General features: G+C 63.9%; 15 protein-coding genes. 9 read left to right on the top strand and 6 right to left on the bottom strand.

Features of this window, described 5'->3' with window-relative positions:
* Window positions 1–59: 59 nt before the first annotated feature.
* Genes AC0KW6_RS19525 through AC0KW6_RS19515 form a run of 3 tightly spaced genes read left to right on the top strand, consistent with a single transcriptional unit; the run spans window position 60 to window position 3,198 of the window.
* The gene (locus AC0KW6_RS19525; RefSeq protein WP_474035775.1) at window positions 60–1,142 is read left to right on the top strand and encodes an ABC transporter permease; all 1,083 of its coding nucleotides are present in this window, start codon (window positions 60–62) and stop codon (window positions 1,140–1,142) included.
* 1 nt (window position 1,143) lies between these two features.
* Entirely contained in the window at window positions 1,144–2,064 is a 921-nt protein-coding gene (locus AC0KW6_RS19520) for an ABC transporter permease (protein WP_323780837.1), read from the top strand.
* 57 nt (window positions 2,065–2,121) lie between these two features.
* A complete protein-coding gene (locus AC0KW6_RS19515; protein ID WP_323780834.1) occupies window positions 2,122–3,198 on the top strand; it encodes a BMP family ABC transporter substrate-binding protein in 1,077 nt (358 codons plus the stop codon).
* A gap of 71 nt (window positions 3,199–3,269) precedes the next feature.
* Here the strand turns inward: AC0KW6_RS19515 and AC0KW6_RS19510 are convergent, their stop codons facing one another.
* The 3 genes from AC0KW6_RS19510 to AC0KW6_RS19500 all read right to left on the bottom strand — a co-directional run bounded on the left by AC0KW6_RS19510 (window position 3,270) and on the right by AC0KW6_RS19500 (window position 5,633).
* Window positions 3,270–3,857 (bottom strand): hypothetical protein, encoded by a 588-nt coding sequence (locus AC0KW6_RS19510; RefSeq protein WP_474035773.1) that lies wholly within the window; start codon window positions 3,855–3,857, stop codon window positions 3,270–3,272.
* 102 nt (window positions 3,858–3,959) lie between these two features.
* Window positions 3,960–5,195 carry an HlyD family secretion protein gene (locus tag AC0KW6_RS19505; RefSeq protein ID WP_323780828.1) on the bottom strand — a complete coding sequence of 412 codons (1,236 nt, stop codon included), beginning with the start codon at window positions 5,193–5,195 and terminating at the stop codon, window positions 3,960–3,962.
* Between the two features lie 3 nt (window positions 5,196–5,198).
* The gene (locus AC0KW6_RS19500; RefSeq protein WP_323780825.1) at window positions 5,199–5,633 is read right to left on the bottom strand and encodes a hypothetical protein; all 435 of its coding nucleotides are present in this window, start codon (window positions 5,631–5,633) and stop codon (window positions 5,199–5,201) included.
* A 135-nt stretch (window positions 5,634–5,768) separates the two neighbouring features.
* Here AC0KW6_RS19500 and AC0KW6_RS19495 point away from each other — a divergent pair, with 135 nt between their 5' ends.
* The 3 genes from AC0KW6_RS19495 to AC0KW6_RS19485 are packed head-to-tail and all read left to right on the top strand — an operon-like array spanning window position 5,769 to window position 8,444.
* Window positions 5,769–6,713, top strand: coding sequence for an aldo/keto reductase (locus tag AC0KW6_RS19495; RefSeq protein WP_323780822.1), 945 nt, complete (start codon window positions 5,769–5,771; stop codon window positions 6,711–6,713).
* 4 nt (window positions 6,714–6,717) lie between these two features.
* On the top strand, window positions 6,718–7,788 hold the full coding sequence (locus tag AC0KW6_RS19490) for an NAD(P)/FAD-dependent oxidoreductase (protein ID WP_474035772.1): 1,071 nt from the start codon (window positions 6,718–6,720) through the stop codon (window positions 7,786–7,788).
* On the top strand, window positions 7,788–8,444 hold the full coding sequence (locus AC0KW6_RS19485; protein WP_474035771.1) for a DUF938 domain-containing protein: 657 nt from the start codon (window positions 7,788–7,790) through the stop codon (window positions 8,442–8,444). Before AC0KW6_RS19490 ends, AC0KW6_RS19485 begins: the two co-directional genes overlap by 1 nt.
* Before the next feature lie 274 nt (window positions 8,445–8,718).
* Here the strand turns inward: AC0KW6_RS19485 and AC0KW6_RS19480 are convergent, their stop codons facing one another.
* Entirely contained in the window at window positions 8,719–9,570 is an 852-nt protein-coding gene (locus AC0KW6_RS19480) for a LysR family transcriptional regulator (protein WP_474035770.1), read from the bottom strand.
* Window positions 9,571–9,668: 98 nt separating this feature from the next.
* Here AC0KW6_RS19480 and AC0KW6_RS19475 point away from each other — a divergent pair, with 98 nt between their 5' ends.
* A complete protein-coding gene (locus AC0KW6_RS19475) occupies window positions 9,669–10,259 on the top strand; it encodes an HD domain-containing protein (RefSeq protein WP_323784092.1) in 591 nt (196 codons plus the stop codon).
* Window positions 10,260–10,330: 71 nt separating this feature from the next.
* On the opposite strand, the gene AC0KW6_RS19470 is transcribed toward AC0KW6_RS19475, so the two are convergent.
* Window positions 10,331–10,750, bottom strand: coding sequence for a PRC-barrel domain-containing protein (locus AC0KW6_RS19470; protein WP_323784094.1), 420 nt, complete (start codon window positions 10,748–10,750; stop codon window positions 10,331–10,333).
* 134 nt (window positions 10,751–10,884) lie between these two features.
* Window positions 10,885–11,862: a PAS domain-containing protein gene (locus AC0KW6_RS19465; RefSeq protein WP_323784096.1), complete on the bottom strand. Its 978-nt coding sequence runs from the start codon at window positions 11,860–11,862 to the stop codon at window positions 10,885–10,887.
* Window positions 11,863–11,907: 45 nt separating this feature from the next.
* Here AC0KW6_RS19465 and AC0KW6_RS19460 point away from each other — a divergent pair, with 45 nt between their 5' ends.
* Both AC0KW6_RS19460 and AC0KW6_RS19455 read left to right on the top strand, forming a co-directional pair.
* Window positions 11,908–13,224, top strand: coding sequence for a hypothetical protein (locus tag AC0KW6_RS19460; RefSeq protein WP_474035769.1), 1,317 nt, complete (start codon window positions 11,908–11,910; stop codon window positions 13,222–13,224).
* A gap of 90 nt (window positions 13,225–13,314) precedes the next feature.
* Window positions 13,315–13,656 (top strand): GIY-YIG nuclease family protein, encoded by a 342-nt coding sequence (locus tag AC0KW6_RS19455; RefSeq protein WP_474035768.1) that lies wholly within the window; start codon window positions 13,315–13,317, stop codon window positions 13,654–13,656.
* The last annotated feature ends 194 nt before the right edge of the window (window positions 13,657–13,850 follow it).

Here is a 13,850-nt window from a genome sequence, read left to right as displayed (position 1 = left end):
GTCCGCCGCCGCGCGAGGCGCATGAGTATTTTTGGAAAGATGAAACAGGGAGCCGCGTCATGATCCGGCTTGAGAAACGGCCGCAGCCGTCGCGGGCCTGGTCGCTGGCGACGCCGCTGGTGGCGGTGCTGGCGACGATGCTGTTCGGCGGGCTGCTGTTCGCCGCGCTTGGCAAACCGCCGGTGGAGGCGATCCGCATCATTTTCTGGGAACCGCTGTTCGGCGAGTTCGCTTTCTACTACCGGCCGCAGCTGCTGGTCAAAGGCGCGCCGCTGGTACTGATCGCCATCGGCCTGTCGCTGGGTTTCAGGGCCGGCATCTGGAACATCGGCGCCGAAGGCCAGTACATCATGGGCGCCATCTTTGGCGCCGGGGCGGGCCTTGCCTTCTACCCCTCCGAATCCTTCCTGATCTTTCCGTTCATGGTCATCGCCGGTGCGTTCGGCGGCTGGATCTGGGCGATGATCCCGGCGGTGCTGAAAACCCGCTTTGGCACCAACGAAATCCTGGTCTCGCTGATGCTGGTCTATGTGGCCGAGCAGTTCCTCGCATCGGTCTCGCTGGGGCTGTTGAAGAACCCCGAAGGCTTTGGCTTTCCCGGCTCGCGCAACCTGCAGGCCTGGGACAGCGCCCATAACGCCGAGCTGATTACCGGCACCGGCATGCATTGGGGCGTGGTGGCGGCGCTGATTGCGGTGATCTTTGCCTATGTGCTGCTGAACCGCCATATGACCGGCTATCACATCCGCCTCACCGGCGAGGCGCCGCGCGCCGCCAAATTCGCCGGCGTCAACCCGGCCCGTCTGGTGCTGTTCTGCCTTGGCACCTCCGGCGCGCTGGCGGGGCTGGCGGGAATGTTCGAGGTCTCGGGCCCCTCCGGCCAGATCTCCATCGACTTCAATGTGGGCTATGGCTTCACCGCCATCATCGTCGCCTTCCTGGGCCGTCTGCACCCGGTCGGCATCCTGCTGGCAGGCGGGCTGATGGCGCTGACGTATATTGGCGGCGACATCGCGCAGTCGAACCTGCAGCTGCCCGCGGCGGCGATCCAGGTGTTCCAGGGGATGCTGCTGTTCTTCCTGCTGGCCTTCGACCTGCTGACCAATTTCCGCATCGCACTCAGCAAGCCGGAGGTGGCGTAACATGGATCTGTCTGCAATCAACCCGGTCCTGCTCATCGCCTCGCTGATGGTGGCGGCAACCCCGCTCCTGCTGGCGGCGATCGGCGAGCTGGTGGTCGAAAAATCCGGCGTTCTGAACCTCGGCGTCGAGGGGATGATGATCGTGGGCGCCATCGCGGGCTTTGCCGTGGCGGTGGAAAGCGGCTCTCCTCTCCTTGGTTTCATTGCCGCCGCCGTCGCGGGCGCGGCGCTGTCGGTCCTGTTTGCCATCCTCACCCAGTTTGCCCAGGCCAACCAGGTGGCCTCGGGCCTGTCGCTGACGCTGTTCGGCCTCGGCCTGTCGGCGCTGATGGGTCAGTCCTATGTCGGTGTGAAGCCGCCGCGGATGGGCGATATCCATATTCCGGTGCTCAGCGACCTGCCCGTCGTCGGCCCGATCCTGTTCGGCCATGACATCATCCTCTATTTCGGCATTGCCCTGACCGCCGCGGTCTGGTGGGTTCTGAAATATTCCCGCATCGGCCTGGTGCTGCGTGCGGTGGGGGAAAACCACGACGCCGCCCATGCGCTGGGATACAAGGTGCTGAAGATCCGCCTGATGGCGATCATGTTCGGCGGTGCCTGCGCCGGGCTTGGCGGCGCCTATATCAGCCTGATCCGGGTGCCGCAGTGGACCGAGGGCATGACCGCCGGCATCGGCTGGATCGCCCTTGCCCTGGTGGTCTTTTCCAGCTGGAGACCCTGGCGCGCCTTGCTGGGGGCCTATCTTTTCGGCGGGGTCACTGTTGTGCAGCTCAATCTGCAGGCGGCAGGCGTTGCCATCCCGGTCGAGTATCTGGCAATGTCGCCCTATCTGATTACAATTATTGTGCTTGTTATTCTTTCGGCGGACAAAAGCAGCGCACCAGCATCGCTTGGCCGCAACTTCCATGCCTCCCGCTGAGGGGGCTTTCCACTGCCTCGGAGCCGGGGCCAATAGATCCAAACTGGGGAGAATTTGATGAAACTGACCAACCTTCTGACCAGCGCTGCGGTGGCGCTTGGCCTCGCCGCGGGGGCGGCCTGGGCCCAAGACAAGACCAAAGTGGGCTTTGTCTATGTCGGCCCCGTCGGCGACGGCGGCTGGACCTATGAGCACGACCAGGGCCGCAAGGCGGTCGAGGCCGAGTTCGGCGACCAGGTCGAAACCGTCTATGTGGAAAGCGTGGCCGAAGGCCCGGATGCCGAGCGGGTCATGACCCAGATGGCACTGCAGGGCGCCGACCTGATCTTCACCACCTCCTTTGGCTACATGGACCCCACCATCAACGTCGCCAAGAAATTCCCGGACGTGAAATTCGAACACGCCACCGGCTATAAACGCGCCGGCAACGTCTCCACCTACTCCGCCCGTTTCTATGAAGGCCGTGCGGTGCAGGGCACCATTGCGGGCCTCATGACCGAGAGCAACGTGGTGGGCTACATCGGCTCCTACCCGATCCCGGAAGTGATCCGCGGCATCAACTCGGCCTATATCCACGCCAAGAAGGTGAACCCCGACGTCGAGTTCAAGATCGTCTGGGCCTTTACCTGGTTCGACCCGGCCAAAGAGGCGGACGCCGCCAAAGTGCTGATCGAACAGGGCGCCGACGTGATTCTGCAACACACCGACTCCACCGCGCCGCAGGCCGCCGCACAGGCTGCCGGCAACGTGATCACCTTCGGCCAGGCCTCCGACATGGCCGAATACGCGCCGAAACCGCGGGTGTCCTCGATCATCGACAACTGGGCGCCCTATTACATCGCCCGCACCAAGGCGGTGATCGACGGCACCTGGGAGTCGGTTGACACCTGGGACGGCATCGGCGCCGGCATGGTTGGCATCGGCGAGATTTCCGACGCGGTTCCGGCTGACGTGAAAGAGGCGGCGCTGGCCCTCAAGGCCTCCATCGCAGACGGCAGCTACCACCCGTTCACCGGCCCGCTGAAAAAGCAGGACGGCACTGATTGGCTGGCAGAGGGCGAAACCGCGGACGACGGCACCCTGGCAGGCATGAACTTTTATGTCGAAGGCCTCGAAGGCGACATCCCGCAGTAAGCTGCGCGTCCCTTAGCACTGGATGGGCCCGCCGATCGGCGGGCCTTTTGCGTCCGCGGTCCGCGGTCCGGTCAGGAACAGCGCACCGGCGCCGCCAGCCGCCGCACCTGGCCGCCGTCGCGTTCAGCCAGCGGCGCACCGGTCACCGTGCAGCCTGAAATCTGCGCGGCATAGGCTGTCAGCGCGTGCAGCGCGGCACTGCTGCCAATCTGCTGCCCGGCCGGCTGCCCGGTCTTGGGCAGGCTGATGGCAAACAGCACTGCAAAACTGCTGCCGTCCACGGTGACAATCCGGAACCGGGTCCGCGCATCCCCCAGATGGGTCTTCGCCGCATAGGGCGTCCTGCGTTCAGACGCCTTGTAGGCAAGCGCAGCCCCGGCGGCCTCGCGGGGCGCCAGCCGTGCGCCGCCTGCCTGGAAACCGGCCGAATGGGCGACCAGCCATGGCGCGCCGGTGCGGGTTTTGTGCAGGCCCGGGCGCATCGCGGCATCGGGGCTGAGGGCGGCCTCGGCGCCGGCGCGGTAGCTGCCGCCGGCCGCGGCGGAACCGCCGTTCCCCCCCCCGTAACCGGCCCGCGTCGCAGTCCAGTAGTCGGGTTTTTCCGGGGCTGAGCAGGCCGCCAGCAGTGTTGCAGCTGCTATTGTCAGGATCTGTTTCACCGGGAGCCTCCGTTGCGCATGTTATGGCGGAAGCTGATAAAAGAAAAAGGGGGCGGCAATATGGCACTTGCCGCCCCCTGCTGAACCCTGCTGCCCCCGCCGTCAGTGGCCGGAGAGCACCAGCGTTGTCACCGGCATCAGCAAGAGCCGCAGCCGCAGGCCGGCCGCATGGACCACGCCGATGGTGTCCACCACATGCAGGAACAGCCAATGGGGGGTGCTGAGGCTCTCGTCATGCTCCAGCCTCTCGTGGTTGCTGGTGTAAACATTGGCGATGCAGTTGCTGCCCGGCGGCAGCGGCTCTGTCATGCCTTCGTACAGCGGCTCCATGACGACGGTGATGGTGCCGGGTTCGCGCATGTTTTTCAGGTCGCGCAGCTCATCCGTGGGGCGCAGCTGGCCGGTGGCGATGACATCCTGCACCGCGATAACCACCATCGGGATCACCGTGAAGGGTTTGGTCATGCAGCCGATCTCGCCCACCATGCCGGGCTTGATCACCTGCGCCGCCATCTGGTTGAAACCAGCCTGGAAACGGTTGCGGCCCGACTCCAGCGGCACCAGGATGCCCGCCGGGCGCAGGATCGGGTTGACGTAATCGCCCACCTGCAGCGCGAACTGCTCGATCCGGGCATCGACACCGGCGGTGACCAGGGTCTTGTCCAGCTCGGCCTGCGCCAGATGCAGCTGCGCCTCGGCGCTGGACATCTGGGCCGGGATCAGCACGTCGATCTGCTGCTGCACCGCGGCCTGCTGCGCCTCGGCGGCTTCCAGCGCGGCCTGACGCTGGGCCACCAGGTTCTCCAGCCGCTCGATCTCTGTCAGGCGCACCGCGCTGGAGCCCTGATCGCGCAGCTGCTGATTGCGCTCCAGATCATCGCGCGACTGGGCCAGCGCTGCCTTGGCCTGGGCGATCCCCGCCCTGGACTTGGCCAGATCGGTCTCGGCCAGCTTGCGCGAGGCCTCCACCTCGGCGATTGCCGCTCGGGCCGCTTCCAGCGCCGCCTGCTGCGAGAAACCCTCCAGCTTCAAGATCGGATCCCCTGCCTTAACCTCTTGATTGTTCTCGACATAAACCTCTGCGACCCGGCCGCCGACCTGCGGCAGGATGGTCACGGTGCGGTAGTATGAAACCACCGTCTTGGTTGCCGGGTGAAAGTAGAACAGCGTGGTGATCACCGTCAGCGTCAGCATCACACAAGCGGTCAGGCCCCAGCGCAGCTCATACCAGACGGAAAACAGCGTCAGCTCCTGGCCGATGCGTTTGCCCTGGACAAAACGGCGGTACAGAAAATCCGGCAGGATGGTAATCAGCGCGCACAGCATAGTCTCAATCATGGATCAGTGCCCCTCTGCTGTCGGCTGTGCCTGGGACGGCGCGGCGGGCTCCGGCGGGTCCTGCGGCGGCGGCGGCCCCTCGGCCGTTGCGGACGGATCGCGCTGGCCGCGGATCGCATCCGCTATCGAGCGCAGCGGCGCTGCGAGGTCCGGGATCTGGAAGCCTGCCATCAGGATCGCTGCGACCCAGAAGATGTTGTTATGGGTAAACAGCGCCAGCAGCGCCAGGATGCCGACCAGCTGGAACTGCGGGTGATTGCTTTTGTGCGCCATTTTTTCGGGCAGCGCATGCAGGGTGAAATAGGCGACCCCGATCAGCAGGATCAGGACGATGGTGAACACCGCCATGAAGGTGAACAGGAAGTCACTGCCATCCGCGGCGGTCACATATCCCGGTATGTGCCCCGATGCCATCGGATGCACGTCTGACGTCGTCATTCGTTTTTCCCTCGTTTTAAATTACTTGCTTGAACTGGCTCAATACTTGCACTGCCTTGCGCCCCGTCAAAGCCTTTTGTCGCCCGCCAACGGAATTCCCTTTGCCTGCGGCGGCCGGCATGGCAGGTTCGCCGCATGACCAGACCTGCGTTTCCAACCGCCCCCGACGGCACCCCCGCCAGCCGTTTCGCCTTTGGCTGCATGCAGTTCGGCGGCCGCGCCGATGAGGCGCAATCCGCCCGGATGTACGCTGCCTGCCGTGCCGCCGGCATCAGCCACTTTGACACCGCCTGGATCTATACCGGGGGCCGCTCGGAACAGATCCTGGGCCGTCTGATCCGGGCTGAGCGCGACCAGCTGCTGATCGCCACCAAGGCCGGCTATACCGGCGGTGCAGGCGCCGCCAACATCCGCGCGCAGTTTGACGAAAGCCGCCGCCGGCTGGGACTTGACATGGTGGACGTGCTCTATCTGCACCGGTTCGATCCGGAAACCGGCCTGCGCGAAACCATGGATTGCTTTGCCGCGCTCAAGGACGACGGGCTGATCCGCTATGCAGCACTGTCGAATTTTGCCGCCTGGCAGGTGATGAAGGCGCAGATGGCGGGGCTGGCCTCTGGCATCCGGGTCGACATCCTGCAGCCGATGTATTCGCTGGTGAAGCGCCAGGCCGAGGTCGAGATTCTGCCGATGTGCGCCGATCAAGGCATCACCGCGGTGCCCTATTCCCCGCTGGGCGGCGGGCTGCTGACCGGCAAATACGCCGCCGGCGGCAGCGGCCGCCTCACCGAAGACAAAGGCTACGGCATCCGCTACGGGCAAGCCTTCATGCATCAGACCGCAGGCGCCCTGGCCGCACTGGCAGCAGAGCGCGGCACCGATCCGGCCACCCTTGCCGTGGCCTGGGCGGCTGCGCATCCGGCGGCGCCCCTCCCGATCATCTCCGCCCGCACCGCTGACCAGCTCCGCCCGTCGCTGGCGGCGCTGGATTTCGATATGGATGCGGACCTTTACCAAACACTTGAAACACTCAGCCCGCGACCCGCACCCGCGACCGACCGGCTGGAAGAACAGGACTGAACCCATGCAGGATTTCATCGTCATCGGCGGCGGCATGGCCGGCACCAGCGCCGCTGCCCGGCTTGCCCATCTGGGCAGCGTCACGCTGCTGGAAATGGAGGATGCGCTTGGCTACCATTCTTCGGGCCGCTCCGCCGCGCTGTTCGAGGAAAACTATGGCCACGGCCCCACTGTCGATCTGAACCGCGCCAGCGCCGCGCATCTGCGCGACAACGGCTACCTGTCGCCGCGCGGGCTGATGCTGGTCGGGGCCAGGGATGATGCCGACGGGTTTGCCCGCGATGTGGACGAACTGCAGATGGCGACGCTGGACCTGGACGAGGCCCGCGCCATGGTTCCCATCCTGAACCCGCAAACCGTGGGCTTTGCCGCGATCAGCGGTGAGGCCGAGGATATCGACACCGACCGGATGCTGCAGGACTTCGCCAAGGCGCTGCGCGCCGCCGGCGGGCAGATTGCAACCAAGGCGCAGGTGACCGCGATCACAAGGATCAGCGGCGGCTGGCAGGTCACTGCGGGCGGCACCGCCTATGAGGCCCGCAATCTGGTCAATGCTGCGGGCGCCTGGGCGGATCAGGTGGCGGCGCTGGCCGGGGTCGCCGGCATCGGTCTGCAGCCCAAGCGCCGCTCGATGGCGCGGCTGCCCGCCCCCGGCGGTCACGACGTCAGCGGCTGGCCGATGATGTTCGGCGTCGGCGAAACCTGGTACGCCCGGCCCGATGCCGGCAAGCTGCTGGTCTCTCCCGCCGATGCCGATCCGGTGGATCCGCATGACGCCTATGCCGACGACATGGTGCTGGCCGAGGGGCTGGCGCGCTACGAGGAAATGGTGACCGAGCCGGTCACGCGGGTTGAAAGCAACTTTGCCGGGTTGCGCAGTTTTGTGGCCGACGGCACCCTGGTGCTGGGGCCGGACCCGGACACGCCGGATTTCATCTGGTGCGCGGGTCAAGGCGGCTATGGCATCATGACCGCGCCCTCCGCCTCGCAGCTGATTGCCGATCTGGTGGCGGGCCGCTCACCGGTGCTGGGGGCCGCTGCGGTCGCCGCCCTGTCGCCTGCAAGGCTGCGCTGATGCCGGTGCGGTCTGTCCCCGGATCAGCCTCGGTCGCAGCGCCGGAGGGCGGCAAGCTGTTCGCCCCCGCCGCTGCCCGCAACAGCGGGGTTCTGTGTGATCTGCTGGAGGAGGTGGCGCCGGCACAGGGCCGCGCACTGGAACTGGCCAGCGGCACCGGCCAGCATGCGGCGGCCTATGCCGCCCGCCTGCCCGGCCTGACCTGGCAGCCCAGCGAAGCGGACGCGGCCCGGCTTGCCAGTATCCGGGCCTATGCCGGCGGGGCGGGCCTGGCGAACATCGCGCCGCCGGTGGCGCTGGACGCCACCGCCCCCGGCTGGAGCGCGGATCACCCGGGGCAGGATTTGATCGTGCTGGTCAACCTGCTGCATCTGATCAGCGAGGGGGAGGCGGAAACCCTGATCCGCGAAGCCGCCGCCGCCCTTGCCCCCAGCGGCCGCTTCGTGATCTACGGCCCCTTCCTGCGCGGCGGCGCCTTGACCAGCGAGGGCGACCGGAGCTTCCACGCCAGCCTCACCGCCCACGATCCGCAGATCGGCTACAAGGATGATTTCGACACCATCGGCTGGCTGCACAGCGCCGGGCTGGAGCTGCTGCAGGCCGTTGAAATGCCCGCCAATAATCTGGCGCTGGTTGCAGAAAAACCATCCCTGTGATCCGGATCAGGGCCGCCCGCCCCTGCCAGCGGAACACCTCCGGCCATTAGAAAAAATGGCCGAAGCAGCAGCAGACAGGCCGGCACGGGGAACTGATTGAAACCCGCAAAGGCCGGCGCAATCCGACCGCGGCCATGCCGGACGCCCTGGGGCCTTTGGCGCCCTTGGCAAGGCGCTGGTCCAGGGCAGCAGACCAGCAATAAACAGGCGGCCAGGGCGATAAACTGCTTTGATCAGCTGACGCACAGTCTGCTGCGCGGAAAATATTCCCTTCCTAACCGCTGCCCCGGACCTCCCGCAGCCCTTGCAGCACCTGGCGGATCTGCTCCAGCGCCGGGTTGTCAGTCAGGTACAGCACCTTGCAGCTAAGGCTGATCTGCGGCGCCTCTTCAACCCTGTGGATCTGCCCGGCCGCCAGCGCCTCTGCCGCCATATAGGCCGGGAAATACCCCATGCCGCCGCGCTTCATCAGATAGCGCAACCCCATCGGCGCGTTGCCCAGCACAATATGCTGACGGCTGCGCCTGGGCAGCACTTGCTGCACCTGCGCCGCATATTCGCTGCCGAACTCCAGATTGATGAACAGCGGCAGCTCGTCCTGTCCCAGCCGCAGCGGCTGATCCGACACCAGAACCAAAGGCTCCGGCGGCAGCGCCTCGACGCCCAGCCTTGTGCCGGCCGGCACCTCGTTCACGATCGCCAGATCCAGCAGCCTGCGCGACACCGCCTCAGCCATGTTCAGCCCGTGGTCATAGTTCAGCGTGAACGGCACCGTGCCCTGCGCCTGCTCCAGCCAGACCGCCACATCCACCAGCAGCGGGTCCCAGACCGACAGCTGCGCCCCCAGCCGCAGCGAGACCCGCCCTGCCAGGCTGGCGCGCAAATCGCCCGAGACAAACTCCCAGGTGCGCATCATCTGCTCGGCATAGGGCAGAAACTGCCGCCCCGCCGCCGACAGCCGCGTGCCGCCCGGGCCGCGCTCAAACAGTGTTGCCCCCAGGCTGTCTTCCAGCCCTTTGATCCGGGCACTGACCGCGGTCTGGGTGATGTGCAGACGCCGCGCCGCGCCATGAAAGCTGCCAGCGGCCTCGATCGCCAGAAAAGTTTCAAAAGCGTTGATCTGCATGGCAATCACTATTTCTGCTCAGACTGAGCAAATCAATTCGTTTTTCTGCTTGCCCAGCGGCCGCTATCCTGTCCTGAGATCAACCAGAGGACCCGCCTATGCTGGACAAAAGCCACAAACCGACCTGGACCAGTTTCCAGAACGCCACTGCCGAAGACTGGGCCGCAGTCGAAGCCTATGAGGCAGCCTACAACGCCGCCCTGCCCGAGCGGATCCTGGATGCGATCCGTTCGCTGGACGAGGACTGGACCCCCTACCCGGTGAACCGCTACCAGCACAGCCTGCAGGCTGCGACCCGCGCCCATGCGGATGGTGCCAATGATGAAATCATCGTGGCTGCACTGATCCATGACACCGGCGACATCCTGTCGCCCTACAACCACGGCGAGCTGTCGGCGGCGATGATGAAGCCCTACGTCAGCGAGAAGACCTATTGGATCCTCAAGCACCACTGCGTGTTCCAGGGCTTCTACTACAACCACTACTTCGGCGGCGACCGCAACGCGCGGGACAAATACCGCGACAGCCCGCATTGGGAGGACTGCCGGTATTTCTGCGAGACATACGACCAATGCGCCTTTGATCCGGCGTATCCGACCAAGCCGCTGGAGTTCTTCGAGCCGATCCTGCGCCGGGTGCTGTCGCGCGGCTGGGGCCACATGGAACTGGCAGAAACCGCGGAGGATTAAACCCCGGCCTGACACTGGTCCGGACACGGAAAGAGGGGCCGAATGGCCCCTCTTTTCAAAAAAAACTGTGATCAGTCCCACCAGCCCTCGTCAACCTCTGGCAACTGCTCCAGCTGTTCCTCGGTATAGCGGGTGACGATCACGTAGCGTTTGTCGTCGACCGGGGCCAGACGCATGTCCTCCACCGGGATCATCACATGTTTATCGCCGATATCCAGAAAACCGCCGACTTCAGCGACAATCCCTTTCATGGCGCCCTTGCGGTCCAGGATGATGTCTTCGATTTCACCAATGTCGTTCCAGTCCGGGCCAACGCCCGCGGCCTCCCAATTGCCCCAGGTGTCGGCATCCATCGGGCCGTTCAGGGTATAGATGTCGCCGCCCGTGATATCACGGGTGCGGATCAGGTGGCCTGCGTCCGTCTGCATTTCTGCAACTGCCGGGGCAGCGGCGAAACCGGCGGCGAAGGCGATCATGGTTAAGCGTTTCAATGTGATATCTCCTGTGCTGCTTCGTTCATGAGGAGAACGGCCCAGCCCGGGGGAAGGTTCCAGAAAAGTTGAAAAATCCTTTCTGCCGTCTGTGCCTTGCCGTCGTCAGCCTGCAGCGCCTGCTGAGCACGAAGCTAGGCTGTGAAGGCCGCTGTGGCCACCAGCCCGGACGGCTGCCAGTCAAATTCGAGCCTGCCACCGGAAGCCGCCACCAGTTTGCGGATGATGGCGGATCCATGCCGGCGCTTGGGGACCGAGACAGCGGGGCCGCCTGTTTCCTGCCACTTCAACTGCAGGTCAGCGCCCTCAGCTGTCCAGGACAGCCGCACCTTGCCCCCGGCACAGCTGAGCCCTCCGTGCTTGACCGCGTTGGTGGCCAGTTCGTGCAGCAGCAATGTCAGCGGCGAAACCAGATGCTCCGGCAGAGTAAAATCAGCGCCGGACAGGCTGACCTGGCGTCTGCCCAACGGGGCATAGACAGTAAGCAGCTGCTCTGCCAGCGCATGCAACCCGGGCCGGACTTGCGCGGGCTGGACGATGGAATCGATATGCGCCTTTCCCAGCGCCTCCAAGCGGCCGGTCAGGGTTTTGCCAAAACCGCTGTTGCTGGATTCCTCCTGCGCCGTCATCCGGATGATCACCGACATCACGTTGACAATATTACCCAGCCGGTGCCGCAATTCGCGGTCGGCCAGCGCTTGCGCCTGCCGTTCCGCCGCGCGTATGGCAGAGATGTCCAGCTGCGAGCCGAAGAAGTATTCCGCCTTGCCGTCTGCGCCCAGCACCGGTCCGGTCTGCAGCGCATTCAGAAACGCTGTGCCGTCCTTGCGGTAGTTGAGGATCTCCACCGTGCCGACCGTCTGTCCGCTGAGCAGCTCCCGGACAGCAGCGACGCTTTCGGGCGTGGTGTCCGGTCCCTGCAGGAACCGGCAGTTGCGGCCGGTCACCTCGTCCAGCGGATACCCCGTCAGCTCGCAGAATGCCGGGTTGGCATAGATAATCGGGTTGTCCGGCAGTTTCGGGTCGGTGATGCACAGCGGCAGACGGACGTTCCGGATGATGGTGTCCGCGATCTCCCTGCCAGAGCTTAAGCTCCACTCAGTTAGGGGCATTTCTGAAACTCCTGGCGCATTCCGTGCAGGTGTCTCAGCCTAGGCGTGAACGCCCTGTGCGGCAATGGGGTCCGGGACGGCAAGCCTGCGAAGAGAAACGCCGCTCCAAAATCCATTCGGGTGGTGCTCAAACCGTGCAAGGGCAAGAAAGGCGCGCGCTTTTCTGTTTCCTGGCCTCATGCCGGGCAAAAGAACACCGCGGACAACCTTCGCATCCTCGGTGCGGTCCGGAACAGCGCAGGTATCATTGATATTCAGAGAACCCTTGGCATTGCGACCGGCAAAAGCATCGGCATGTCCCGCATCTACGATCGCATCGCCTGGTTCGAGGAGGTCTACCTTGCCCACGAGCGCGAGAGGCTGCGCCGCTGGAAGGCAAAGGTCGAAAAGAGCGGCGAGTTGATCGAGCGTCGCCTCAGCCATGATGACATGGTTTTGACAGTGAACTGGGAAACCGCGGCAGACCGGCGGAATACCCAGTTGAACTGCGCGGTCACTGCCGAAGCACGTAGCGGTTACGTGTATCGGCTCGATGTTGATTTCGATCCCAGGGTTGCACCCCTTGATGTTTTCAACTCGACTTATCTGGACGAAGACGGGCAGCCCCAAAACCTCTCACAAGAATACCCCGGGAGTAAGGTCGCATCGGCGCTGAAGTTTTCATGGCAGCGTCCAACTGGCCGGTTTCATGAAAGCCAGTTTTTTGGGGCCTGCGTGAACGAGATCCGAGCGTTCCAGATACGTGCCAAGCGGCGGATGCCAAAGAGGACGAAGGATCAGCAGGACGAACGCAAAGAGATCATGGACTGCACCGACGGCATGATCGCCAGGATCCGCGAGATCTCCGAAGGTTGGTTTGGCTTTCGCGTCGATGACACCGATGAACGGGGATCGTACAAGGGCGCCACCACCCGGGACACTTACACGAACGGGGACGGCAATATCCGAGAGCCAGTGCATGTGGGCAAGGAAGGCCGCGTCAACATCGGCCTCGGCGGGCTTCTGGAACCACCCACTCCGCGGGCTCGGGCGATCGTCTACGATGACAGGCAGGATCTGGTTGCTCGGATGAACCTGATCTGGATGGCGAAACGCCGCGAAGACAATCCCGGGTTCAATGACCAGGCCGAGGCATTCAAGGGGAAAGATGAAGAGGGCGACGACGGCCCGAACCATTCTCTTCTCAACATGGTGAAGCGCTTCATCAATGTGCGCGAGTTGGATATTGACCTGATCGACACGATCAACCCATTCAGGGAAGGTTTTGACGTTGCATCACGCGCCTTTGATACGCCGTTGCTCAAGAACGTTCAGAGCGTAATGGTACCTTCACAGACCAGGCCTTGGCCCTCTCGATCCTGAGTGGGAAGAGGATGCTTTGGAACTGACCGGCACCATTTATGCGGCGCGCAGCAGGTCAGAGCGCCCAGAAAAAAAGTGGTCCGCTACATCTTGCACAAGATCGGTGTCACGTCTCAGGACGTTCGGCGCCGGGTGGCAGACGCACGTAATGATGCAACCTTTCTACTTGCCGATGTAGATATCGGTGCAACCTACGAACTGCGAAATCTTTCCAGAATGAAGATCGAAGACCTGCTCCACAGGTTCTTTGATGCTGCCCGTCCTTCAGGCCTGACCATAACAGACCGCATTGGGAAGAAGGTCTTCCCTCGGGAGTGGTTTTATGTCCTGCCCGAACATGTGGCTGAAGCGGTGGAACTGATCAAGGATGGAACCATGCATCTCTATCGTTACGATCCGACTGTTCAAAAGATCGTAAGGATCGAGGATTGAAAGCCTGACGCGCAGATGGCGGCAAGTATCTCTCAAATGCACGGGCTTCGTTCGATCACGCCAAAAACCTGCGACTTGCAGCAGAGAGCAGCAACCAGGCGAAACAGCCGAAAGTTTCGGAACTGGGACCTCTCCAGAGAACGGACGTCATAAGGCATTGTAAAAAATAAAAAACTGCGCCCCAAATCGGGGCG

The organism is Leisingera sp. SA215, assembly GCF_055902035.1.
The sequence above is the reverse complement of the archived record's forward strand: the minus strand, read 5'-3'. Positions and strand labels throughout refer to the sequence as shown.